Origin of the sequence: Microlunatus sp. Gsoil 973, assembly GCF_009707365.1 — a bacterium.
Lineage (GTDB): Bacteria > Actinomycetota > Actinomycetes > Propionibacteriales > Propionibacteriaceae > Microlunatus.
The window spans coordinates 1,931,722-1,955,326 of record NZ_CP046122.1 but is presented as its reverse complement, the minus strand read 5'-3'; the positions used below and the strand labels follow the sequence as shown (position 1 = coordinate 1,955,326).

Sequence of the window (23,605 nt, the reverse complement as noted above, 5' to 3'; positions counted from 1 at the left end):
CGGGAGGCTGCCCGGGTCGACTCGTACCATGGGCCCGTGCCTCAGACGTCCCCCGACAACCCGCCCGGCTACCCGGCAGGTTGGGAAGCCGACGTGGTGCTCAGTGACGGCGGCCTGGCACGCCTGCGGCCGATCCGGCCCGACGACGCCCAACTGCTGGTCGACTTCTACTCCCGGGTCTCCGATGAGTCGAAGTATCTGCGGTTCTTCGCGCCCTATCCGCGGCTGAGTGCCCGGGACGTCGAGCACTTCACCACGGTGGACTACGTCGACCGGGTCGCGCTCATCCTGACTGTCGCCGACAAGATGATCGGCGTCGGGCGCTACGAGCGACTGGAGGACGACCGCGCCGAGGTCGCGTTCCTGGTCGAGGACGCCCACCAGGGTCGCGGCGTTGGCCAGTTGCTGCTGGAACATCTGGCCGAGGCGGCACGAGAGCGGGGCATCACCGGATTCGTCGCCGAGGTGTTGCCGGAGAACAACCGGATGGCTCAGGTCTTCGCCGATGCCGGCTACAAGCTCAGCCGGCAGTACGAGGACGGGCTGCTGGTGGTGGAGTTCCCGATCCTGCCCTCCGACACGTCCGTCGGCGTGATGGAACGCCGGGAACACCGGGCGGAGGGTGCGTCGATGCGGCGGATGCTGACCCCGGAGCGGGTGGTCGTGCTCGGCGACGGGACGCGGGTGCAGGCCATCGTCACCTCGATGCTGTCCGGCGGTTTCCGGGGCGAGGTGATCGCGATCAGCACCGACGGTCGCGCGGTCTCGGGAGTCCCGACCAGTCGATCACTGGCCACGGTGGACGGGAGGATCGATCTTGTGGTGGCGTCGATCCCGCGCGATGATCTTGGCGGGGTGGTGATCGACGCGGCACACAAGGGCGCCCACGCGATCGTGGTGCTGACCGGTGCCGACATCGGCATCAGCGACAGTCCGCGGGTGGTCAGCCTGGCCAGGTCGTACGGGATCCGTGCCCTCGGACCGGACGCGCTCGGCTTGATCAACACCAGTCCCGATGTTGCCCTGAACGCCAGCCCCGGCCCGATGCCGCGAGCCGGCGGAGTCGGGCTGTTCTGCCAGTCGGCGGCTGTCGGCGTGGCCCTGCTCACCCCTGCGCTGCGGCAACAGATCGGCATCTCCTCCTTCATCTCGACCGGTGAGTACGCCGACGTCACCGCCAACGACGTGATGCAGTACTGGGAGGACGATGATCAGACCCGGGTCTGTCTGCTGTCGCTGGACAGTCTGGGCAATCCGCGCAAGTTCACCCGGATCGTCCGCCGGCTGGCCCGGCGCAAGCCCGTGGTGGTCTTCTCACCGGGCCAGACGCGGCGGACGACCAGCGCAGATGATCATGGACGATCCAAGGCGCCGAAGGAGGCGGTGGACGCACTGTTCCGGCAGTCCGGGGTGATCGTCACCAACCGCCGCGACGCGATGTTCGGCATTGCCCAGGTCGCCGCCCGGCAGCCGTTGCCGGCCGGGCCTCGGACGACGTTGATCACCAACTCCGAGACGCTGGCACATCAATTGGCGCAGACCCTGGTGTCGGCCGGGTTGATCCTGGCCGGCGAACCGCAGGTGCTCGCGCCGGCGCAGCCGCCGGAGCAACTGGCCGGGCTCGCCGCCCGCGCGTTGAAGGACGACAGCTGCGACGCCGTGATCTGTGCGGTGGTCGGCGTCTTCGGCTCCGACCCGCAGGAGGCGAAGTGGCGGCTGGAGGAGTTGGCCACAACCTCGGGCAAGCCGTTGCTGGCGGCGTTCCTCGACTTCGAGGACTTCGACGAGCCGGAGGAAGGACCCGACGAAGGACAGTCGTTGCCGATCTTCGAAGGCGGGTCGGAGGCCATCCATGCGTTGGCGGCCGTGGCTGCCTACGCCCACTGGCGATCACGGGATCCTGGTGCCGTCCCGCTACTGGACGACATCGACCCGGCAGCTGCCCACCGCGTGATCAATCACGCCCTGGCGAGGAATCCGCACGGCGGTCGGGTGTCTGATGACGAGGCAGCCGAGCTGCTGGCGGCGTACGGTATCGATCTTGTCCGGCAGCGCCGGGTCGACACCCTGGACGCTGCTCTGGACGCGGCGGAGTCCTACGGCTGGAACGTGGTACTGAAGGCGACAGCGGAGCGGGTCCGTGGCCGGCCCGACCTGGCCAGCGTCTTCCGCAGTCTGGACGGCCCGGGTGCGATGAAGCGGGCCTGGCGGGACCTCACCGTATTGTGTCGGGAACTCGGGTTGGAGACCGATCCCGGACTGGCTGCTGCGGCGCCGGTGGTGCAACCGATGGTGGCTGCCGGCGTCCCGCTGCGGGTGGCCAGTCACGAGGACGTCGCGTTCGGTCCGATCGTCGAGTTGGGGTTGGCCGGAATCGCCAGCGATCTGCTCGGCGACCAGGCCTTCCGGGTGCCGCCGCTGACCACGGTGGATGCGGCCGCGATGGTACGGGATCTGCGGGCTGCGCCGACCTTGTTCGGACTCCACGGTGCGCCCGGGGTCGACGTCGGCAGGGTCGAGGACCTACTGCACCGGGTGTCCCAGCTGGCCGACGAACTGCCGCAGCTGTCCTGGCTGCTGCTCACACCCTGCATCGCCAACCGGAACGGGCTTTCGGTGCTCGGCGCCCGGGTCGAGGTCGCTCCGGCCCACGACCAGCGCGATCCCCTCGCCAGGGGTCTCTAGGCCGCGGCGGCAGCCGGACCGGGTCGGATCGCCGACGACAGCAGGCTGGTCAACCCATCCGGATCCGTGGCGGGTCCAAGGGCGACGACACACCGGAAATATGAGGGAATATGTGACCCCTCGGCGGGGTGGGGGTGACTGTGGATCTGATAACGGCGTTCCGCGCGGTGCGTGCAAGGATGACCCTATGACCCAGGCGGCTGTCAGCGTCCGGCAGGAACTCCGTGCCGATATCGAGTCGTGCGGCTTCTTCCCCGATCTCGTCGAGGACGGGATCCTGCTGGCGGCCGCCGACGAACCGGTCCTCGGTTTCCTGGTGCACTACGAGCCGACCTTCGACCGGGACGAGTTCCACCGGCATCTGACCGTCCTCGCGCTGACCCAGACCCGGCTGCTGGTCGGCCACACCGACGATCACGCCGTCGAGGGTCGTGACAACCGCACCTACGCGTCGTCGTCCACCGAATCCATCGCGATCCGCAACATCAACACCGTCGTGCTGACCCGGGTGGTCTCCGATCCGGAGCATTTCCGTCCTGCGGAGTCGCCGGTTGAGGAGACCTGGCTGTCGATCGGATGGGGCGCGATGCGGCGGATGGACCTCGAACCGGCCAGTTGCTCCGATCCCGAATGCGAGGCAGATCACGGATACACCGGCAACCTGGTGGCCGACGATCTGACGATCCGGATGAGCCCGGCCGCCAACGGCGCCGAACGGGTCGCCCGGTTGGTGCGGTTCGCCAGTGATCTGCAACGGGCGGCAGCCCTGTGACGATCACCAGCGGCCGAACGTCCCGATCGCTCGGTGCCGTCGGCAGTTCCCGTCGGCTGCCGGAGATGATCCGGCCCGCCTATCAGCGCTCCACCCTCGCCGACCTGTTGCCGTCGGCCTGCGCCCATCTCGGCGTCCCGCAGTGCGAGGACATCCTCGGGCTGCCGGCATCGCAGCGCTATGTGATCGTGCTCGTCGACGGACTCGGCTGGCACCTGTTGCGCCGGGCCGTGCGCAACGCCGAATTCCTGACCAGCCTGCTCGGCGACGCACGACCGATCACCGCCGGAGTGCCGAGTACGACAGTGACCAGTCTGACCAGTCTCGGCACCGGCCTGATGCCGGGGGAGCACGGCATGGTCGGCTACACCTCCCGGGTGCCCGGTCTGGGTCAGGTGCTCAACGCGCTCTACTGGGACGCCCCGGTCGACCCGCGTGACTACCAGCCGCGACAGACGATCTTCGAACGGGCATACGCAGCCGGTGTCGCCGCGACGTCGGTGTCGCCCGCGCACTTCGCCTCCAGCGGATTGACCATCGCCGCCCAGCGCGGCGCCGAGTTCGTCGGTTTCACCAACGGCGCGGATGATCATCAGCGGGCGGCGATGATCACTGACGCAGCGGTCCGTGCGAGAGCCAGCCTGGTGTACGCCTACGAACGCGATCTTGATCATGCCGGTCACGCCTTCGGTTGCGAGTCGGGCGAATGGCTGGATGCGCTCACCCAGATCGATCGCCGGCTTTCCCTGATCAGACAGCTGCTGCCGGACGAGGTGACCATGATCGTCACCGGTGATCATGGAATGGTCGACATCCTGCCCGGTCACCGGTTGGTCGCCGAGGACGAGCCACAACTGTTGGTCGGCGTGGACGCCATCGCCGGCGAGGCACGATTCCGGCAGCTGTACGTCGACCGGGACAACCCGCATCTGGTGGCCGCCCGCTGGGCCGACCTGCTCGGCGACCGCGCCTGGGTGCGTACCCGGGACGACGCCATCGACGACGGCTGGTTCGGGGCGGTCGACGATCGTGTTCTCGAACGCTTCGGCCACGTCCTCGTGGCGATGCGCGACGATTGGGCGATCATGACCCAGACCCAGCCGCGGGAGCACGGGCTGGTCGGCATGCACGGGTCGCTCACCCCTGCCGAGATGACCGTGCCGCTGCTGATCGGCTGATCCCGCCGCTGCGGTTGGGGGACTCGGTCCGGCGGCTGGCAGGATAGACGCCCGTGGCGGAATTGGTTTTCTTCACCGGACCGATGGATTGCGGCAAGTCGACGCTGGCACTCCAGATCGACTACACCCACAGCACCACGGGCCGGCTCGGCCGGCTGTTCACCAGCCAGGATCGTGCGGGGGAATCGATCATCTCGTCCCGGCTGGGTCTGCGCCGCCCGGCCATCGAGGTCACCCAGGACATCGACTTCTGGGCGTACGTGGTCGCCGAGTTGACCAGCGGGAAGCGGGTCGACTACCTGATCTGCGACGAGGCGCAGTTCTATCAACCAGTGCAGGTCGACCAGCTGGCCCGGATCGCCGACGAGTTGCAACTGGACGTGTTCGCGTTCGGCATCCTGACCGACTTCCAGACCAAGATCTTTCCGGGTTCGCGACGGATGGTGGAGCTGGCCGATCGGATCGAAACCCTGCAGGTACAGGCGTTGTGCTGGTGCGGTGCCCGCGCCACCCACAATGCTCGGACGGTGGACGGCGAGATGGTCACCGAGGGCGATCAGGTGGTTGTCGGCGACACACTGACCGATGATCATGATCGGCGCTATTCCTACGAGGTGCTGTGTCGACGACATCATCGGCGAGGAGTGACCCGGGCCGTCGCCCGGGCGACCCTGTCCGATCCGCTGCCGTTCGGTGAGGAGCCGGGTGACCAGGACGACGGCAGCCAGCGACTATGGGGCCGCTCCGCGAACTGACTCGCCGGCTGCACACCGACCCGGCATGCCGACCGATACCCTGGCGGCAGTCCAGCAGGCAGCAATGAAGAGAGGCTCCGATGACCGCCATCGACACCCTGCTCGGCGCGCTCGGATCGGGTGAGGCCAGGATCGTCGATCTCACTGCACCGCTGTCCCCGACGACGCCGGTGCTGCAACTTCCCGCACCGTTCGCCAACACGATCCCGCTCTCTTTGGAGAAGGTCAGCGACTTCGACGAGGACGGCCCGTTCTGGAGCTGGAACAACATCCACACCGGGGAACACACCGGCACCCACGTGGACGCGCCGAGCCATTGGGCGACGGGCCGCAACGGCAACTCTGTCGACACGATTCCACCGTCGCGTTTGATCGGCCCGGCGGTCGTCCTCGACTACACCACCGAAGTCGCGGGTAACCCCGACTTCCTGCTGGAACCCGAACACCTCGAGGCTTTCGTCGCCGCCAACGGACCGCTGCCCGACGGCGCCTGGCTGGTCCTCCGGACCGGCTGGAGCAGATACAACCGCGATGCCGTCGCCTTCCTCAACACCGACGAGAACGGGCCGCACACCCCGGGGGTCTCGGTGGCCGGGGCGAAATGGCTGGCCGGGTCACCGATCACCGGCTTCGCGGTCGAGACGGTGGGCATCGATGCCGGACAGGCGGGCGGTTTCGAACCGCCGTTCCCCGCCCATCACCAGCTGCTCGGTGCAGACAAGTACGGGCTGACCCAGCTGCAGAACGTTGATCAACTTCCGGTGACCGGTGCTTTGATCATCGCTGCCCCGCTGCCGATCGTCGGCGGCACCGGATCGCCGGCACGGGCGTTCGCGATCGTTCCGGACGGCGACGGGCCGTCCTAGCCATGGGCAGCTCTGTCGCCGAGGCCGTCGGATCGCTACTTGCCGATCTTGGTGTCGGCCATGCGTTCGGCGTCGTCGGCAGCGGCAACTTCGTGGTCACCAACGCGTTGCGACGTCACGGAGTCCCTTTCCTCGCCGCGCGGCACGAGGGCGGTGCGGCTGCGATGGCCGACGGCTGGAGCAGGCTCGCCGACCTGCCCGGCGTTCTCACCGTTCACCAGGGCTGCGGCCTGACCAACGCGATGACCGGGATCGCCGAGGCCGCCAAGAGCCGTACGCCGATGCTGGTGCTGGCCGCGGACACGGCGGGTTCTGCGGTCAACTCGAACTTCCGGATCGACCAGGACGGCCTGGTGGCCAGCGTCGGGGCGGTTCCCGAGCGGGTGCACGGCGCGGCTTCGCTGGCCGACGACGTGATCCGGGCGTACCGGACCGCGGTGCACGGTCACCGGACGGTGGTGCTCAACCTGCCGCTTGACGTGCAAACCGAGCAGATGGCGGCCGATCCTTCGGCTCCGAGTCTGCTGACGCCGACGGCGGTTCGACCTGCCGGCGAGGCGGTCGAGGAGTTGGCCGGCGTGCTCACCGCCGCCCGCCGCCCGGTCTTCGTTGCCGGCCGCGGAGCCCGCCACGCCGGCCCGGAGATCGCAGCGGTCGCCCGGCGGTGCGGAGCCCTGCTGGCTACGTCGGCGGTGGCCAACGGGCTGTTCGCCGGCGACGAGTTCGACTGCGGGATCTCCGGCGGCTTCGCCTCCCCGCTCGTCGCAGAGTTGATCACCGACGCCGATCTGATCATCGGCTGGGGCTGCGCCCTGAACATGTGGACGATGCGACACGGTGCACTGATCGGCCCGGCCACCACCGTCGTCCAGATCGATGACGATCCTGCTGCGATAGGACGCCACCGATCCGTCGACCACGGTGTGGTCGGTGACTGCCGGGCGACGGCGGCCGATCTGCTCGCCGCGCTCCCGGACCACCGGGAGGGCTATCGCACTGCTGCCGTGTCCCGGCGGCTGGCCGAGCGCCGCTGGTGGAACGACACATCGACCGACGATCTCGGCACAGCCGATCGGATCGATCCGCGGCAGTTCTCCGCGGCGCTGGAACGGATCCTCCCGGCCGAGCGGGTGGTCGCGGTCGACTCCGGCAACTTCATGGGCTACCCGAGCGCCTACCTGCGGGTGCCGGACGAGCGCGGCTTCTGCTTCACCCAGGCCTTCCAGTCCGTCGGACTCGGACTGGGCAGCGGGATCGGTGCGGCGCTGTCCCAACCGGACCGGCTGCCCGTGATCGCCACCGGTGACGGCGGATTCCACATGGCCGTCTCGGAACTGGAGACCGCGGTGAGGCTGGGCCGTCCGATGCTGATCGCGGTCTACAACGACGCCGCCTACGGCGCCGAGGTGCACCACTTCGGTGAAGCCGCCGATCTTGCGGCGGTGACGTTCCCCGACACTGACATCGCCGCGGTCGCCCGCGGCTTCGGCGCAACCGGCACCACCGTACGTCGACCGGATGATCTGTCACCGATCGGTCGCTGGACCGAGCACCCCGACGGTGTGCTGGTGATCGACGCCAAGATCGTCAGTGACGGCGGATCGTGGTGGCTCGCGGAGGCCTTCCGCGGTCATTGACGCAGCGCCGGGACGCAGCTGATCAATCCAGCCGTACGGCCTTGATCGCCAGGTTCTCCGGATACGGCTCGCCGAGCGGTTCGGTGATCCAGCCCGACCGGGTTGGCGCGTCGGCGGTGTGCCGCAGCCGCAACCGGTGCGGCGTGTTGGTGAAACTGAGTTCGGCCTCCACGACACCGTCGGCGCCGATCGCAGCACTTCCGGCACAGGACAGCGTGTGATCGCCGATCGCGATCGTGTTGTCTGTCCAATGACCGAGCCCGCAGGTGATCTGCAGCGCCACTGCTTGATCGGTCGTCGGCCGCAGCGGAGCACCGACGCCCCGATCGCCATGGTCGAGGGTGAGCACCACCGTGCCGTCACCCGGTTCGACCTTGATCACCTGGACCGGGTCGCGGTTCTGCTCGGGGCTGATCGTCGGCTCCGGAACCGGCTGTGGCTGCCACGCCGCGGACCCGACCGGGGTCAGCGTCAGACCGGCCAGCCGGTCGGCCAACGCACCGGCCGCCGCCGCGTCGGCCGGCAGCACCTGATCACCGAACGCCGGCACCAGAATGTCCCAGATCCGGTTCATGATGCCCTGGATGTCGGGCGACGCGCCGGTGGCGACCACGACCGCGTCGTGCTCGGGGAGGACGACGCAGAGCTGCCCGTACGCACCGTCGCCGCGGTAGCCGTACCGGCCCATCCAGAACTGGTAGCCGTAGCCGCGCCGCCAGTCCGGGTTCTCCTGGCTGCTGTTGTCGGTCTGGGCTGAGGTGGCGGTCGCGAGCCATTCCGGGTCGAGGAGCTGCCGGTCGCCGATCCGCCCGCCGTCGATGAGCAGTCGTCCGAAGCGGGCGATCGACTCGCTGGTCAGGTGCAGGCCGGAGAAGCCGAGATTGCGACCCTGCGTGTCCCGCTGCCACCAGCAGTTGTCGATGCCCAGCGGCCGGAACAGCCGCGGGGTCAGGAAGTCGACCAGATCCTGTCCGGACCGCTTCTGCACGGCGGCGCCGACGACGAAGGTCGCCGCGTTGTTGTAGCAGAAGATCGATCCGGGCTCCTCGTCGAGCGGTACCGAGAGGAATCCGCGGACAAGATCATCGGGGGAGTTCTGGTAGGCCCGCGGCAGCGCGTCCTCGCGATGGCCGGACGCCATCCGTACCAGGTGCCGCAGCGTCAGCCGGCGGGAGCGCTCGTCGACGACGGCGTCGGCGTGCTCACCGAAGACGTCGATGACCTTGTCATCCAGGGACAGCAGTCCCTCGGCCTCGGCTAGCCCGGCGGCCGTCGAGGTGAAGCTCTTGCTGAGCGAATACAACAGATGCAGCTGCTCCGGCCGGTACGGCGCCCACCAGCCCTCGGCGATCACCCGGTCGTGGCGCAAGATCATCAAGCTGTGCAGTTCGATCTGGGCGGCCTGCTCAATCGCGTCGATGAAGGCGCTGACGGCTGCGGAGCTAACGCCCTGGTTCTCCGGGGTGGCACGATCCAGACGTGGGGCTGATGGCGACGGTGACGTCGCGGACGTGGTCGACACGGCAACAGCCTAACCACCGACCTTTCCGAGGGGTCCGGCGCGGTCTTGCACTGCGGACCGGGTGGCCAGAAGGATGGGTGCATGGCGCTGATCGAGGTTGAGGAACTGGCCGCATTGATCCATCAGGGCCGACCACCCAGCGTGCTCGACGTCCGCTGGAGGCTCGGCGGCCCGTCCTGCCGGCCGGACTACCTGGCGGCGCACCTGCCGGGCGCCCGCTGGGTGGACCTGGAGGCCGACCTGTCCGACCATCGGCGCAACCGCGGCCGCCATCCGCTGCCTGAGCGAGCCGCGTTCGAAGCGGCGATGCGGCGCGTGGGGGTCGACGAGGACCGACCGGTGGTCGTCTACGACGCGGACAATGCGCTCGCCGCTGCTCGGTTGTGGTGGATGCTGACCGATGCCGGCCATCGCGATGTCCGAGTGCTCAACGGCGGCTACGCGGCCTGGACGGCGGCCGGGCTGCCGACCGAGGGTGGGGATCCCGAGCCGGCCGGAACCGGCGACTTCGTCGCCCGGCCGGGACAGCTGCCGAGCGTTGACGGTGATCAGCTCGCGGAATTGATCGCCGCCGGACGAGCTCCGGTGATCATCGACGTCCGCGGCGCGGAGCGCTATTCCGGAGAATCCGAGCCGATCGACCCGGTCGCTGGTCACATACCGGGGGCGGTCAACGTACCGTCCATGATCAACGTCGACGACTCCGGACGGTTCCGGAGACCCTCGGAGATCCTCGCCAACTTCCCCGACGCCGATCAGACCACGGTCGTCTATTGCGGATCGGGGATCACCGCTGCACACACCGCACTTGCCCGGGTCGTCGCTGGACTGCCGTTGCCGACCATCTACCCGGGTTCGTGGAGCGACTGGATCACCGACCCCGCTCGCCCGGTCGCGACCGGTGACCGTCCGTGAGATGGTGACGGGCCCGCCGCAGGTGATCAGCAGGCTGCCCGAGGAACCGGGTGTCTACCGCTTCCGGGACAGTGAGGGCCGGACGCTCTACATCGGCCGGGCGGTCCGACTGCGACGCCGGGTGCGTTCCTATTGGGGTGATCTTCGGGGAAGGCGACACCTTTGTCGGATGGTGCCGCGGATCGCCCGGATCGAAGCGGCGGTGTGCGTGTCGGCGCACGAGGCGAGTTGGCTGGAACGCAACCTGCTCGAGGAATCCCGGCCGCGCTGGAACCGGGTGATCGGTGGTGCGGAGGTGCCACTGATGATCATCCTCGATCAGCATCCGGCGCGGCTGCGCCTGCTGCATGAGACCGGAATCCCGCCGGATGAGGAACTGATGTTCGGCCCGTTCCTCGGTGGGGTGAAGGTACGCCTGCTGGCCGCGGCGATCATGAGGCTCCACCCGATGGGATACGCCAGTGACCGGCTCACCGGTGCCGAACGTGATCTTGGTCGGATCCGTGGCGTCACGGCGGCGGACCGGGACCGGATGATCACTTCGGTGATCGCGGTGCTCTCCCGGGAACCTGCAGCGGTGGCGGAGTTCCTGGCAGAACTGGAGGATCGCCGCGACACCGCGTCACGATTGCATTCGTATGAGACGGCCGGTCGGATCCACAGCGAGTTGGAGGCTGCCCAATGGCTGCTGGCGGCGCAGCGCCTGGCCGTCGGCCCGGTGGGTCGATCCGGGACCCGCTGTGACCTGTACGGCTGGCACGACGGGGTTCTGGTGCAGTTCTGTTGGCAGGACGGCCGGATGCGCGGTTGGCGGATCCGGGAGTGTGCCGAGGATCTGGGTCGGCGGCGGGTGGCCGAAACTCCCCAGGAGTGGCGGGCCTTCACCGAAGTCAACGCCCGGCTGGCCGCGTCGCTGAGGACATGACCGGCCGGGCGTCGCTGCTCAGGCCGTCCGCTGGGGGACAGGCACCGTTTCCAGCCATTCGGACCAGGACGGACCGACCAGCCGAGCGCCGGGATGCGGCAACAGGATGCCGTCGGCGACCGGCTTGCCGACCGGGCCGGGAACGACGGTGACCGGATCGCCGACATGTGCGGCATACCGCGCGGACAGTTCGGCGACCTGTTCCTCACCGGGCCCGCCGACCTCGATGACCTCACCGGCGATCTCGCCGGTTGCGGCACCGATCAGGACCTCGACCATGGCGGGCACGGCGACCGGCTGGATGCGAAGGTCGGGGATGACGGTCCGGTCGCCGTCCAGCCCCCAGCCGATCGCCTGGCGGGCGATGTCGTGGAACTGGGTGGAGCGAACGATCCGGGCACCGGGCGCTGCCTTCGTCGTGGCCAGCTCCTGGGCGTACTTGGCTCGGTAGTAGCCGTCGAAACCGGTGCCGGCGTCTTCGCCGGAAGCGACCTGGTCGACGCCGACGATGGACAGCACGACGGTCCGCTGGACGCCGGCGGCCTTTGCCGCCGCGGCCAGATTGTTCGCTGCGGTGATGAAGAATGCCTTCGAGTCCTCTTCCTCCAGGCTCGGGCTCTGGACGACGTTGATCAGTGCCGCGGCTCCGCCGAGTTGCTGATCGAGGCCGGCAGGGTTCAGTACGTCGGTGCCCGTCTCCCGGGACAGCGCGATGACGTCGTGACCGGCTTCCCGGGCTGCCGCAACCAGGGCTGAGCCGACGAGTCCGGTGGCTCCGACAACAGCGATGCGCATGGGTTCTCCTTGGTGTTCGATCGGATGTTCCACCCTGATCGACCGGACACCGGGCGCTGCTGTGACAGTGGATCGGCGACACGCCTGGACAGGTCAGCCACCCGTGCTGAACGAGGTGATCTTGTCCGGATTCATCATCCAGAGGATCTGATCGATGCCGTCGGGACCCGCCGTGATCGTGACGATCGTGTAGGTCCGTCCCTCCCGGGACAGCCGGATCGCAGCATCGCCGTTGATCTCGATCGGTTCGATGAGCGCATCGGTCCAGAAGTGTCCGGCGAAGGACGCGATGAACCGGGCCACCCGTTCGCGACCGGCCACCGGGTTTCTGGCGGCCTTGGTGCCCGGCTTGCCGCCGCCGTCGGAATAGGACACGACGTCCTGGGCGAAGAGTGCTTCCAGCTCGTCGATGTCGCCGGTCTTCGCGGCGGCGACGAAGGTGTCGACGAGCTGCCGGTGTCGGTCGGCGCCGATCCGGTTCCGTTTCCCGTTGTTGACCAGACGGCGTGCCCGGCTGACCAACTGCCGGCTGCTTTCCGGTGTTTGGCCGATGATCGCGCCGATCTGGTCGTACGGGTAGTCGAACGCCTCCCGCAGCACGTAGGCGGCCCGCTGGGTCGGCGTCAGCTTCTCCAGCAGCACCAGGATGCCGAGGGAGAGCGCCTCCGATCGCTCGGCGCCGAGTGCCGGGTCGGCGCTGGTGTCGATCGGCTCCGGCAGCCACGGACCGACGTACGTCTCACGCCGTTTGCGGGCGGATTGGCTGAGGTTGATCGCCAACCGGGTGGTGATCGAGGTGAGGGAACGCGTCGACGTTGTCGACGTTCTCGTGGGGGTAGTCCTGCCATCGGATCCAGACCTCCTGGAGGATGTCCTCCCGCGTCGGCGACGCTGCCCAACATCCGGTAGGCGATGCCGAAGAGCCGCGGGCGCAGCCGCTGGTAGTCCTGCTGATATTCCGCCGTCCGCGTCGTCACCCGATCACCCCTTCGATGGGTGACAGTCTCTCATCCGGGCCGGCTGTCACATTCGGGCCGGCTGCACGGTCTTCATTGGTGAGAGAAAGGGAGCAACAATGCGACGCATCCTCATCGTGGGTGGGGGCTATGCAGGTTTCTACGCCGCCCGGACACTGGAACGGCGGCTGTCCCGCAAAGAGGCGGAGTTGATGATGATCGACCCGCGTCCGTACATGACCTATCAGCCGTTCCTGCCGGAGGTCGCGGCGGGATCGATCGAGCCGCGTCATGCCGCGGTTTCGCACCGACGGCACCTGAAACGGACGCGCCTGATCTCGGGTCGGGTGACGGCTGTCGATCATGAGCACAGGGCGGTGACCGTACAGCCCGTGGACGGCGGGACGATGACGATCGACTACGACATCATCCTTGTCACGGCGGGAGCGGTCACCCGAACCTTTCCGGTTCCGGGGCTGCGGGAGCACGCGATCGGCTTCAAGCACGTCGAAGAAGCAGTGGCGGTGCGGGACAGGGTGCTGACCGCGCTGGACCGGGCGGCCGTGCTACCGGCGGGCCGGCAGCGCACCCGGCTGCTGACCTTCACCGTCGTCGGAGGAGGTTTCACCGGCATCGAGGTCTTGGGCGAGTTGTTGTCGCTGGCCTCGGCGATGATCAAACGGTATCCGGAACTGGGACCCGACGACCTCACGTTCCACCTGGTCGAGGCCAAGGAGCGGGTGTTGCCCGAGGTCGGCACCGAACCCGCCCGATGGGTGGTCCGCTCGCTGCGGGACCGCGGGGCGCGCGTCCATCTGCGCACCAGTCTGATCTCCGCCGAGAACGGCCACCTGGTGCTGTCCGACGGCGAGGAGTTCGACAGTGACCTGATCATCTGGACCGCCGGCAACGCGGCGACCGAGGTGATCAGCAGACACACCGATCTCCCGACCGACCGCTCCGGTCTGCTGATCGTCCGCCCGGATCTGCGGGTCGGCAGCGACGACCTGCCGATCGTCGATGCCTGGGCCGCCGGCGACGACGCACTGATCCCCGACCTGGCCTCGGACGTCCCCGGAGCGCGGACCGTGCCGAACGCTCAGCATGCCGTACGGCAGGGCAAGCGCGTCGGCCGCAACATCGCCGCACAACTGCACGGCGGGAAGCTGAGGCCGTACGTCCACCACAGCATCGGCGTGGTCGCCACCCTCGGCATCGGCCGGGGGATCTTCCAGTACCACCGGTTGGTAATCACGGGGCCGCCGGCCTGGCTCATCCATCGTGGTTACCACGTGTTGGCCGTGCCGATGTGGGAACGCAAGGTCCGGGTGGCCGCGGGCTGGGTGACCCAGGCGGTCTTCGGCCGCGACCTGGTCTCCCTGGAACCGGTTCAGCATCCGCGTCAGGCGTTCGTCGACGCCGCCGCGGACGATGATCACGTCCGCCCAGCCGCCTAGAGGCGATCCAACAGGCTCCGCAGCTCTGCCTCGTTGCGTTCGAAGTCGAACTCCCAGTCCGAGACGAACGCCTCGTTGGACCACCTGCCAGGCGGATGGTGTTTGTCCGGAGTTGACCAGAAGTAGTCGACAGCACCGCCGAGCACGGCAGCGAAAAGGTACTCGTTGCGGGCGGTGTACGCCTCATGTCCGAGCAAGATCAACTGGCGCAGCTTCGTCGCGTACAGGATGTTGAACATGCCCGAGCCGACGAATCCGGCGACCACCTCGGCATCCCGGAACAGGCCCGCCTGCTCGGGCATCGACCAGTCCTCGGGATAGACGATCGTGAAGCCGTATTCGGCGAACAACGCCTCGACCTGGGGCGCGTTGCGGCAGCTGCGATTCCGACTGGGCCTGCGCGAGACGAACAACCGCGGAGTCGGCTTGGCGGGCGGTTTGGCCAGGTTGTCCGAGATCGTCTGCCAGACGCCACGCAACTGTGGATGGACGTAGTGCGGCACCTGGTTGTGGAACATCGGCGTGACGCCGACGATCGATTCGACGAAGACCGGTTGATCCAGACAGACGATGTCCTCATCCAGGATGCCGTACGCCCGGAAGAGGGCTTTCTCCATGGTTGGCGGTCGCTCGTTCGGCCAGCGGATATGGAAGATGGCCTTGAGATCGGGGAAGCGCTCCTTGGCCTCTCGCCAACCCCACAGCCTGGACAGGGCCTCGGTGGTCATGTGGCCGAAGTGGCCGGGGAACGGGCAGTCCAAGAAGTAGTAGTCACCGGGGAGCGTCCGGGTGGGTCGCAGTCGGTCCGGCACGATCGAGAACTGGCGGTCCACTCGGACGAGCTTTGAGTTGCGCAGCCCGCCACGGGCGAGATGGTGCCGGAACGACTCGGGAAGGATGACCCCGTCGGCGTACAGCAGGCTGTGGCCGGCGACTGCGACCTTGCCGGTGTAGTGACGCAGATTCATGGCCGGGTAGGGAAGAACGAGATCCAGGTGCCCTATCGGTACTCCCGAGCGGTGCGACGTCACGGTAGCCCGACTGACCAGCTCGCCGGCGGGCATCCGTCGGAGCAGTTCGACGGTCGCATTCGAACGTCGGGTCGGGAGCATCCGGTCGACATGTGCGTCGCGCATCCGCAGGTAGTGGTTGCCGCGTTTGGTGATCACTGTCCAGCCGTCGACGAAGTTGACGCCGCTCACTGCCGAGTTGAACGCTGCCGGGGCGTCATTGGCAGCGATCGCCGCCCGGGCGAGTCGCTGGGCGAACTCGACGTCCGCCCGTGCCGGTCGGTCCGGCTGACGCACTGCATAGACCCCGCCGTTACGCAGGTGCAGGAAGAGCGAATCCCAGACCGAGGCGGCGGGATAGGCAGGGTCCTTGCTGACGTCGATGATTGCGTCGACCGGCCCGATCTTGCGGAGATGCCAGTTCAAGTCGCCCATCGACTTCGTCACCATGTGGCGTGCGCCGTAGTCCGCCAGGGTCCAGGTAGCACGAGGTCTCGCGGAGAGCACCGTCACCGTGGAATCGCCGAACTGGGCGACGATGTCCCGGCCGACGTTTCTGCCGGCGTGGATTGCCACGACAACGACGCGGTCCAAGGGCTCAAGGGCCGAGTCCGGAAAGTGGCTGGCCAGGGATCCCGATCGACGGCTCGCCGCCGGCTTCCTCACCTTGCTGTTTCGGGCCACGGTTCTGCGAACCTTGCGAAGCGTGCGTCGCCACGCCCGACCGGCCCGGGTACGGCGCCCCGTTCCGGTTCGGCCCGGCATCACTTCCCCTTGGGACCCGGGCTGCCGAACATGATCTCGTCCCAGCTCGGCACCGACGCACGCTTGCGCCTCTTCGCCTTGGCCGCGGGCTTCGGCTCCGGCTCTGATTCCGGCCGGGGTACCGAATCCGGCTCGGACATCGGCTCGCTACGCAGGTCCGTGCTGTCCTGGGATTCAGACTCCGGTTCTGTCTCGGGAACTGATTCCTGCTCTGTCTCGGGAAGTGTTTCCGGCGCTGATTCCGCAATTGATTCCGGCGCTGTGCCGTGTTCGGCGCCCGGGAGGGTCTCCTGTGTGGCTCCGTCGGCGAAGATCCTCGGCTGCCCGGACTCGGCCGCCGGTTCGTCTTCAGGTTCGGGTTCCGGCTCCTGCCACGCGGTGTCGGCAACGTCGGGCACGGCGGCGGCATCGCTGAGACCCTCGAACACCCGGATCGAATCCTCGGCATAACCGTCACTGCCCAGCAGGTCGTACAGCAGATCCAGTTGCGACGGTTCCGCCGGCACCTCGGCCTCCGCGTCCGGGGCGTCGTCCGGTACGGCCACCATCTCGATCTCGGCCCGGAACTCTTCCTCGGTCCGGATCTCCACCGCGGAGGACGGCCCGTCTTCCGCGGTTCCCTCGGGTGCTGTCGCCGGCTCCTCGGCGTCGGGCTCGGGTGCAGCCTCGTCGATCTCGACTGCCCGGAGCAGGGCGAGTTCGTCGGCCGGGCCGGCCAGCTTGAGGGTCGGCTCGGTGTCCACGTCCTCGCCGACCGACGGGGTTGTCGGCGCGTCGGCCTCGGTGGGCTCGCCGATCGCCCACCGGCCCTCGTCGTTCCCGGGCACCGAGAAGCGGCCGCGCTGGTCGAAGTAGAAGACGGCGCACCGTTCTGCCTGCTCGATCCGATACGAGGCATTGACCGACCACCGGCCGTCGTCCATCTTGAACGAGTCCCACTCGACGGTGTCGGGGTTGACGCCTCGCGCCTTGAGCCGCTCCGCGAGCGCCGCCCGCAACGTCCGATGCCCGGTCGATTCACCGGTACGCCGGACCGAACCGGTCTGGGCCAGACCTGCGATGTGGTTGCGCTCGGCAAGGACCGGTGCGGCGAACGCCTCGACCCTGGCTACCGGCATCCCGGACGCCTCGACGATCTCCTCGACCGATGCCCCGGCGCGGATCTTCATCTGGATCTCACGAGGTGTCATTGATTGCTCCAACTCGGTCTCCAGGTGTCGTCGTGGCCGGTTCCGCAAGGCGGGGCGCAACTCGTCGGCGGGTACGGAGATGGACTCACCGTCGGCGGTCTCCACGATGACGAACCGGCCGTCGTCGGTCAGTCCCACCGGTCGTGCGGTCCGCATCGATGGGTCGTGCCTCACTCTCTCATCCTCGCGTCTTGGGGAATCAACCTACCGCGCCGGCGCGCCCCTGGGAGGGAGGCGGTTCGGGGTGGCAGCGGATCGTACCCGCCGGAGCCGCCCTCAACCTCCACATGATGGTGAGGATCAGCAGCGTGCGGTGATCAAACGGGGCTTCGCATCGGCAGTACGCCCGTCTGCTGTTCGCCTGCCCGGAGTGGATGAGCCCCGGCCGGTGGCTGGTCGGGTTGTGCGCAGGACTAGCGTGAGTAGCGTCTTTGCTGAGTCCCTTCCTGTCCGTCTTACAGGAGTCTCGCCCATGAGTCAGGCATCAACCCACACCCCTTCGTCCGAACGGCCCCGCACGCTCGGCCAACTGAAGGCCTCCGGATATCGCACCCGCGGCGTCAAGGAGGAGATCCGCGCAAACCTGCTGCACCGGCTGCGATCGGGGGAGCGGGCGTTTCCTGGCATCGTCGGATTCGAGGACACGGTGCTTCCCGAACTCGAAGCCGCCCTCCTCGCCGGCCACGACTTCGTCCTGCTCGGCGAGCGCGGCCAGGGCAAGACCCGGCTGATGCGCACCGTGGGACAACTGCTGGACGAATGGATCCCGGTCGTCGACGGCTGTGAGATCAACGACGATCCCTACGATCCGCTCTGCGTACGCTGCCAGGCCCTCGCCGTGGAGACCGGCGACGATCTGCCGATCGGCTGGCTGCACCGCGACGACCGCTACACCGAGAAGCTCGCCACGCCCGACACGTCGGTCGGTGACCTGATCGGCGACGTCGACCCGGTCAAGGTGGCCGAGGGCCGCACCCTCGGCGATCCGGAGACCATCCACTACGGACTGGTGCCGCGCACCCACCGGGGCGTCTTCGGCCTCAACGAACTGCCCGACCTGGCCGAGCGGATCCAGGTGGCCCTGTTCAACGTGCTCGAAGAACGCGACATCCAGGTCCGCGGCTACTCGATCCGGCTGCCACTTGATGTGCTGGTCATCGCGACCGCCAACCCCGAGGACTACACCAACCGCGGCCGGATCATCACCCCGCTCAAGGACCGCTTCGGCGGCGAGATCCGGACCCACTATCTGACCGACATCTCCGACGAGGCGGAACTGCTCCGCCAGGAGACCCACCTGGTCGCCGATGTAGGTGATCATCTCCTCGAGGCGATCGCCAGGCTGAGCCGCGGGTTGCGCGAATCACCGTCGGTCGACCAGCGCTCCGGGGTGTCGGCCCGGTTCTCGATCGCGGCGACCGAGGCAGTCGCTGCGTCGGCATTGCGCCGTGCTGCCCGCACCGGCGAACCGGAGGCAGTGGCCAGGATCGGTGATCTTCCGCAGATCTTGCCGACCCTGCTGGGCAAGATCGAATTCGAGATGGGCGAGGAGGGCAGGGAGGCCGCAGTCCTTGATCATCTGCTGAAACTGGCTGTCGCCGAGACCTTCCGGGAGCGGCTCAGCGGTGTCGATCTCTCCGGGTTCACCAAGATCTTTGCCGAGGGCTCGGTGGTGGAGACCGGTGATCTGGTCGCGGCGGACGAGCTGCTTCGCCAGTTCGGCACCCTGTCCGGATTGTCCCGGGTGCTGGACCGGCTCGGTTACGGTGACGACGCCAACCGCGGTGAGGTGGCCGCCGCCGTGGAGTTCGTGCTGGAAGGCCTCTACCTGACTCGTCGGATCGAGAAGGACGTGGTCGACGGACGAACGGTCTACGGCGGTTGACCGGAATGATGATCATGACTGGATCATCAGAGTGATCATGAATGTGATCAGTGTGACGATCATGGACAGAGCACATGGCTGACAACCTGGGATTCCACCGCGACCGGCATGGCCGGGTCCGGTACGGGCCGTGGCGTGGCGGACCGGATCCGCTGGCCGCTCCCTTCGACGTACGTTCGGCGATGGACGAGCTTGGCCACGACGTCCTGAACTCCGGAAACATCGGCGATGCCCTGCGGGACCTGCAGCACCGCGGAACCGACGGTCGCGGTGGGCTGGACCGATTGGCCGAGCGGATCCGGCGGATGCGCGAGCAGGCCCGCCGGCGCGGGAATCTTGGCGGGACCCTCGATCAGGTCCGGGCCGCCCTCGACCAGGCCATGGCCGCCGAGAAGGAGGCGCTGGCCGGCGACGACAGCATGGATGCCCGGTTCGCCGAGATGGAATTGGACACCGTTCCCGACGACGTCGCCGGAGCCGTCCGCGCCCTGGAGTCGTACCAGTGGCGATCACCGGAAGCCCGGCAGACCTACGAATCGATCAAGGAGATGCTGCAGCAGCAGGTTCTTGACTCCCAGTTCCAGGGATTGCAGCAGGCGTTGAGCAATCCGGACCCGGACGCGATGCAACGGGTCAAGGACATGATGGCCGATCTGAACGAACTGCTTGCCGCGCACGCCCGGAACGAGGACACCGACGAGCAGTTCCGGGACTTCATGGACAAGCACGGCGAGTTCTTCCCCGACGACCCGCAGAACGTCGAGGAGTTGATCGACTCGCTGGCTCGGCAACAGGCCGCCGCGGAGCGGATGCTCAACTCGCTGAGTCCCGATCAACGCCGACAACTCGGCCAGTTGGTCAGCGATGCGTTGCGGGATGCGGATCTTGCGGCCGAGATGGCCAGGCTGCAGGACAATCTGCGGGCGCTGCGTCCCGGACTTGACCGGCAGTCACCGACCGGAATGCCGAACCAGGGCGACGGTGAGGGGCTCGGCTACAGCGATGCGGTGTCGGCCGTGGCAGACCTTGCTGATCTCGAAGCCTTGGAGGCGCAGCTCGGACAGCGGCATCCCGGCGCAACGCTGGACGATGTGGATGTCGATTCCCTGGAACGGCATCTGGGCCGCGAGGCGGCGGAGGACTTCGCACAGCTTCGTGATCTTGAACGTGAACTGGAACGGCAGGGCTACCTGCGTCGCGGTGATGACGGATTGCGGTTGACTCCCAAGGCGGTGCGGCGGCTGGGTGAAACGGCGCTACGCCGGGTGTTCGCCGAATTGGAGGCACGGGGGACCGGTGATCACCAGGACCGCAGGACCGGATCCGCAGACGAGCCGACCGGACTCACCCGGCCATGGGTCTTCGGGGACGAGTTGCCGATCGACGTACCGAGGACGGTCGGCAATGCGCTGCGACGTCGGGCCGCCTCCGGCCAGAGCCTCGCGGCAGGACGTGCTCAGGAGCGGCCAGGATCGGGACGAATGTTGGAGGTCGACGACTTCGAGGTGACCGAGACCGAGCGGCGGACGTCGGCGGCGGTCGCCTTGTGTGTCGACCTGTCGTTCTCGATGTTCGCCGACGGTCGCTGGGGGCCGATGAAACAGACGGCCCTGGCGTTGTCGCATCTGGTCGAGACCCGGTTCCGGCAGGACGCGTTGGAGATCATCGGGTTCAACCTGCTCGGCCGGCGGATGTCCGCGGTCGAGTTGGCCGAGGCCGAACCGGAGTGGGTGCAGGGCACCAACCTGCAGCACGCGCTGATGTTGGCGTCCCGGCATCTGCGCCGGCATCCCGATGCCGAGCCGGTGGTGATGGTGGTCACCGACGGCGAGCCGACGGCGCATCTGACCGAGACCGGTGAGCCGATCTTCCATTGGCCGACGACGCCTGAGGCGGTCCGCGCCACGGTGTCCCAGGTCGACGAACTGGCCCGGTACGGCGCGACACTGAACACGTTCATGCTCGGTGAGGACGAGGGTTTGGCCCGCTTCGTCGATGCCATCGCCCGACGGTGTGGCGGGCGGGTCTTCACCCCCGACATCGGACGGCTCGGGGAATATGTCGTCGCCGACTATCTGAGAACGCGAAGCCGCGGCAGCCGCGGGTGACCACAGCGCCGGCGGGCAGGTCTGAATCGGGCGGGTCGGGTGTGGTCACAGCTCCAGAGCAGTTGTCCGGCCCGCCGGTCGTACCCGGTTGTCGCGGATGTGCGCCAGGATCCGGGATCGGTCCCCGGTGAGTACCAGAGCGAGCCGATCCTGGTCGATCGGTGCGAGTTCGGCCCTGATCTCTGCAGTCATGTACCTGGTCAGGAGCTGGCGATGCTCGGTGAGCCACCGCTGCTGAAGATCATCGGAGAGTCGGGCGAATCCGCCGGCATAGAGTTTCAGGCACTTGCGATGCAGCACGATGGCGATCAGTCTGCTTCGCAGTCCGGGGTCGTCACAGAGCTCGTTGGTGGTCTGCACGATCCGCTCGACAGAACTCACGTAGCCGGCCGGATCCTTGGGCTGTCTGGAGATGTTGCCGCCGTCCGTACGGCCGCGCATCATGTAGTACTCCCGATCCGCAAGGGCAGAGATCCGGTCCGTCAGGAGGAAGCAACGGCTGAAGAAGATGCCGTCCTCCAACCGGACCTTCCCCTCCGGGAAACGCACTCCGTTCTTCATGATCAGGTCCCGCCGCACGAGCTTGTGCGGGGTGAACGACCGGAACGCGACCTCTTTGGAGACTCTGTCCTTCGTCTTGACCAGACGACGGCCGGCGCTTCGGTTGCCGAACCGGTTGACCCGGGGTAACACGATCTGAGTACGTTGCCGGTCTCCGTAGTCGGCCAGGTCGGCCAGAGCCCCTGATGCGAAGTAGTCGTCGGCGTCGGCGAAGAAGACCCATCGCCCGGTCGCATGCTCCAGACCCTTGTTGCGGGGCTGACCCGGCCACCCGGAATTCACCTGATGCAGCACGATCACGTTCGGGCGATCGCGGCCGAAATCGTCGAGGACGGCGGGACTTCCGTCGGTCGAGCCGTCGTCGACCAGGATGACCTGCAGTTGCGCCGGTGACAGTCCCTGGTCATCCAAGGAGCTGAGCAGTTCGGTCAGATAGGGCATCGCGTTGAAGACGGGAACGACGACCGAGACGCGCGGCCTTCGGCGAACCCCCAGTGACGCCGGGAACCGGGGCCAGGCGGGCAGATTCAGCCCCATGTCGGCCAGCGTAGTCGCCGACGTCGGCCGGCACATTGATTGAGCCTTAGCCGTGACTCAGCGGGATGCGGTGAAGTTGGTGACATAATTCCGATATGACTAATAGGGAAGACCTGAATGTCCTCCGGTTGAAGCCGGGGCCCGTGCGCCGCCACCTTGTCGATCTGGCGACGGCCCGGTTGGTTGGGCGGCCGGCCAAGGCGCCGCGGCGGCAGGTTCACCACAGCGTCCTGGACGACTACGAGGTAGCCGACCTGATCGAGGTCGGGGGCTGGGTCCCACTGAACTACTTCACCTACCGACCGAACTTCGGTGACCTGCTGTCTCCTTGGCTGATCGAGCAGATGACCGGCAGGCCGGCGATCGTCGCGAACCGGAAGAATCCGCATTACCTGGTCATCGGATCGATCGTCAGTCAGAGCACCGACCAGTCGATCGTTTGGGGAGCGGGCGTCTACGGTACCGAGAGGGAGGACGAGGTCGCCAAGAACGCCAGCTTCACCGCGGTCCGGGGTCCGCTGACCAGGGCCAAGCTCAGCGCGGCACGGGGTTTCGGGATTCCGGTTCCCGAGGTGTACGGCGACCCCGCGTTGTTGCTACCGCTCTACTACCGACCCGAGGTGCCGGTCACCCACGAGTACGGCGTCGTGGTGCGGTGGAGCGAGCGGAAATGGGCGAACGGCACCTACGGACCGGGTGTCAAGCTGATCGACTTCTCCCGTTCAGATGTCGAAGCGGTCGTCCGGGAACTGCTCTCCTGCCGGAAGATCATCACCTCGTCCCTGCACGGGCTGATCGTCGCCGATGCCTACGGCATCCCCAACGCCTGGCTGGCCTCGAGTTCGCCGCGCGGAGGGGTCTTCAAGTACTACGACTACTTCGCATCGGTGAACAAGTTCCGGCAGCCGCAGAGGTTCGATCCCTCGGATCGACCGGTCACCGCCGAGCGGTTGCGCACGTCGTTCGCCTTCAGTGAAGAATCGATCGACTTCGACTACCGGGCGCTGCTCGACGCGGCGCCGTTCCTGCGCCGCAAGGGGCGCTCCCGGTCGGAGCCCCGGCCGGCGACCAGTTCCTGACTCTGAG

The 23,605-nt window shown here is 67.6% G+C and carries 18 protein-coding genes; 12 read left to right on the top strand and 6 right to left on the bottom strand.

All coding sequences use genetic code 11. The features are described 5' to 3' along the window. Nucleotides 1–36 precede the first annotated feature (36 nt). From GJV80_RS09205 to GJV80_RS09180, 6 genes are all read left to right on the top strand, one after another. Nucleotides 37–2,685, top strand: coding sequence for a GNAT family N-acetyltransferase (locus tag GJV80_RS09205; protein WP_154687646.1), 2,649 nt, complete (start codon nucleotides 37–39; stop codon nucleotides 2,683–2,685). Nucleotides 2,686–2,872: 187 nt separating this feature from the next. Beyond that, on the top strand, nucleotides 2,873–3,457 hold the full coding sequence (locus GJV80_RS09200) for a DUF5998 family protein (RefSeq protein ID WP_154687645.1): 585 nt from the start codon (nucleotides 2,873–2,875) through the stop codon (nucleotides 3,455–3,457). Next, on the top strand, nucleotides 3,454–4,635 hold the full coding sequence (locus GJV80_RS09195) for an alkaline phosphatase family protein (RefSeq protein WP_230208291.1): 1,182 nt from the start codon (nucleotides 3,454–3,456) through the stop codon (nucleotides 4,633–4,635). The genes GJV80_RS09200 and GJV80_RS09195 overlap by 4 nt, the downstream gene beginning before the upstream one ends. 53 nt (nucleotides 4,636–4,688) lie before the next feature. Next, complete coding sequence (locus GJV80_RS09190) at nucleotides 4,689–5,390, top strand: thymidine kinase (RefSeq protein ID WP_154687644.1); 702 nt, start codon at nucleotides 4,689–4,691, stop codon at nucleotides 5,388–5,390. An 80-nt stretch (nucleotides 5,391–5,470) separates the two neighbouring features. Beyond that, complete coding sequence (locus GJV80_RS09185) at nucleotides 5,471–6,256, top strand: cyclase family protein (protein WP_154687643.1); 786 nt, start codon at nucleotides 5,471–5,473, stop codon at nucleotides 6,254–6,256. Nucleotides 6,257–6,258: 2 nt separating this feature from the next. Further along, on the top strand, nucleotides 6,259–7,893 hold the full coding sequence (locus GJV80_RS09180; RefSeq protein ID WP_154687642.1) for a thiamine pyrophosphate-binding protein: 1,635 nt from the start codon (nucleotides 6,259–6,261) through the stop codon (nucleotides 7,891–7,893). A gap of 22 nt (nucleotides 7,894–7,915) precedes the next feature. Here the strand turns inward: GJV80_RS09180 and GJV80_RS09175 are convergent, their stop codons facing one another. Next, complete coding sequence (locus GJV80_RS09175; RefSeq protein ID WP_154687641.1) at nucleotides 7,916–9,415, bottom strand: serine hydrolase; 1,500 nt, start codon at nucleotides 9,413–9,415, stop codon at nucleotides 7,916–7,918. Nucleotides 9,416–9,496: 81 nt separating this feature from the next. Here GJV80_RS09175 and GJV80_RS09170 point away from each other — a divergent pair, with 81 nt between their 5' ends. Continuing rightward, complete coding sequence (locus tag GJV80_RS09170) at nucleotides 9,497–10,330, top strand: sulfurtransferase (protein ID WP_154687640.1); 834 nt, start codon at nucleotides 9,497–9,499, stop codon at nucleotides 10,328–10,330. A gap of 1 nt (nucleotide 10,331) precedes the next feature. Further along, nucleotides 10,332–11,255, top strand: a complete 924-nt coding sequence (locus tag GJV80_RS09165; RefSeq protein WP_154687639.1) for a GIY-YIG nuclease family protein — start codon at nucleotides 10,332–10,334, stop codon at nucleotides 11,253–11,255. 18 nt (nucleotides 11,256–11,273) lie between these two features. Here the strand turns inward: GJV80_RS09165 and GJV80_RS09160 are convergent, their stop codons facing one another. Then, the gene (locus GJV80_RS09160) at nucleotides 11,274–12,050 is read right to left on the bottom strand and encodes an SDR family oxidoreductase (protein WP_154687638.1); all 777 of its coding nucleotides are present in this window, start codon (nucleotides 12,048–12,050) and stop codon (nucleotides 11,274–11,276) included. Nucleotides 12,051–12,143: 93 nt separating this feature from the next. Continuing rightward, nucleotides 12,144–12,830 (bottom strand): sigma factor-like helix-turn-helix DNA-binding protein, encoded by a 687-nt coding sequence (locus GJV80_RS09155; RefSeq protein ID WP_230208290.1) that lies wholly within the window; start codon nucleotides 12,828–12,830, stop codon nucleotides 12,144–12,146. Nucleotides 12,831–13,125: 295 nt separating this feature from the next. On the opposite strand from GJV80_RS09155, the gene GJV80_RS09150 reads away from it, so the two are divergent. Then, nucleotides 13,126–14,463, top strand: coding sequence for an NAD(P)/FAD-dependent oxidoreductase (locus tag GJV80_RS09150; RefSeq protein ID WP_154687637.1), 1,338 nt, complete (start codon nucleotides 13,126–13,128; stop codon nucleotides 14,461–14,463). On the opposite strand, the gene GJV80_RS09145 is transcribed toward GJV80_RS09150, so the two are convergent. Both GJV80_RS09145 and sepH read right to left on the bottom strand, forming a co-directional pair. Further along, nucleotides 14,460–16,049 carry a DUF563 domain-containing protein gene (locus GJV80_RS09145; RefSeq protein WP_195909256.1) on the bottom strand — a complete coding sequence of 530 codons (1,590 nt, stop codon included), beginning with the start codon at nucleotides 16,047–16,049 and terminating at the stop codon, nucleotides 14,460–14,462. The genes GJV80_RS09150 and GJV80_RS09145 overlap by 4 nt on opposite strands. A 188-nt stretch (nucleotides 16,050–16,237) precedes the next feature. Continuing rightward, nucleotides 16,238–17,602, bottom strand: a complete 1,365-nt coding sequence (sepH, locus tag GJV80_RS09140; RefSeq protein WP_154687635.1) for a septation protein SepH — start codon at nucleotides 17,600–17,602, stop codon at nucleotides 16,238–16,240. A gap of 298 nt (nucleotides 17,603–17,900) precedes the next feature. Between sepH and GJV80_RS09135 the strand changes: the two genes are divergently transcribed. Together GJV80_RS09135 and GJV80_RS09130 are read left to right on the top strand one after the other, a co-directional pair. After that, nucleotides 17,901–19,313, top strand: a complete 1,413-nt coding sequence (locus GJV80_RS09135; RefSeq protein WP_154687634.1) for a sigma 54-interacting transcriptional regulator — start codon at nucleotides 17,901–17,903, stop codon at nucleotides 19,311–19,313. 74 nt (nucleotides 19,314–19,387) lie between these two features. Further along, nucleotides 19,388–21,421, top strand: a complete 2,034-nt coding sequence (locus GJV80_RS09130; protein ID WP_154687633.1) for a hypothetical protein — start codon at nucleotides 19,388–19,390, stop codon at nucleotides 21,419–21,421. A gap of 45 nt (nucleotides 21,422–21,466) precedes the next feature. On the opposite strand, the gene GJV80_RS09125 is transcribed toward GJV80_RS09130, so the two are convergent. Continuing rightward, complete coding sequence (locus GJV80_RS09125) at nucleotides 21,467–22,519, bottom strand: glycosyltransferase family A protein (protein ID WP_195909255.1); 1,053 nt, start codon at nucleotides 22,517–22,519, stop codon at nucleotides 21,467–21,469. Between the two features lie 95 nt (nucleotides 22,520–22,614). On the opposite strand from GJV80_RS09125, the gene GJV80_RS09120 reads away from it, so the two are divergent. Beyond that, complete coding sequence (locus tag GJV80_RS09120) at nucleotides 22,615–23,598, top strand: polysaccharide pyruvyl transferase family protein (protein ID WP_154687631.1); 984 nt, start codon at nucleotides 22,615–22,617, stop codon at nucleotides 23,596–23,598. Nucleotides 23,599–23,605 lie beyond the last annotated feature (7 nt).

What these genes read in the sequence shown, in the direction of transcription:
- GJV80_RS09180 (WP_154687642.1), top strand. Translation starts at nt 6,259, where the DNA reads ATGGGCAGCTCTGTCGCCGAGGCCGTCGGATCGCTACTTGCCGATCTT.
- GJV80_RS09120 (WP_154687631.1), top strand. Translation starts at nt 22,615, where the DNA reads ATGACTAATAGGGAAGACCTGAATGTCCTCCGGTTGAAGCCGGGGCCC.
- GJV80_RS09160 (WP_154687638.1), bottom strand. Translation starts at nt 12,050, where the DNA reads ATGCGCATCGCTGTTGTCGGAGCCACCGGACTCGTCGGCTCAGCCCTG.
- GJV80_RS09150 (WP_154687637.1), top strand. Translation starts at nt 13,126, where the DNA reads ATGCGACGCATCCTCATCGTGGGTGGGGGCTATGCAGGTTTCTACGCC.
- GJV80_RS09165 (WP_154687639.1), top strand. Translation starts at nt 10,332, where the DNA reads ATGGTGACGGGCCCGCCGCAGGTGATCAGCAGGCTGCCCGAGGAACCG.
- GJV80_RS09200 (WP_154687645.1), top strand. Translation starts at nt 2,873, where the DNA reads ATGACCCAGGCGGCTGTCAGCGTCCGGCAGGAACTCCGTGCCGATATC.
- GJV80_RS09135 (WP_154687634.1), top strand. Translation starts at nt 17,901, where the DNA reads ATGAGTCAGGCATCAACCCACACCCCTTCGTCCGAACGGCCCCGCACG.
- GJV80_RS09125 (WP_195909255.1), bottom strand. Translation starts at nt 22,519, where the DNA reads ATGGGGCTGAATCTGCCCGCCTGGCCCCGGTTCCCGGCGTCACTGGGG.
- GJV80_RS09130 (WP_154687633.1), top strand. Translation starts at nt 19,388, where the DNA reads ATGGCTGACAACCTGGGATTCCACCGCGACCGGCATGGCCGGGTCCGG.
- GJV80_RS09170 (WP_154687640.1), top strand. Translation starts at nt 9,497, where the DNA reads ATGGCGCTGATCGAGGTTGAGGAACTGGCCGCATTGATCCATCAGGGC.
- GJV80_RS09185 (WP_154687643.1), top strand. Translation starts at nt 5,471, where the DNA reads ATGACCGCCATCGACACCCTGCTCGGCGCGCTCGGATCGGGTGAGGCC.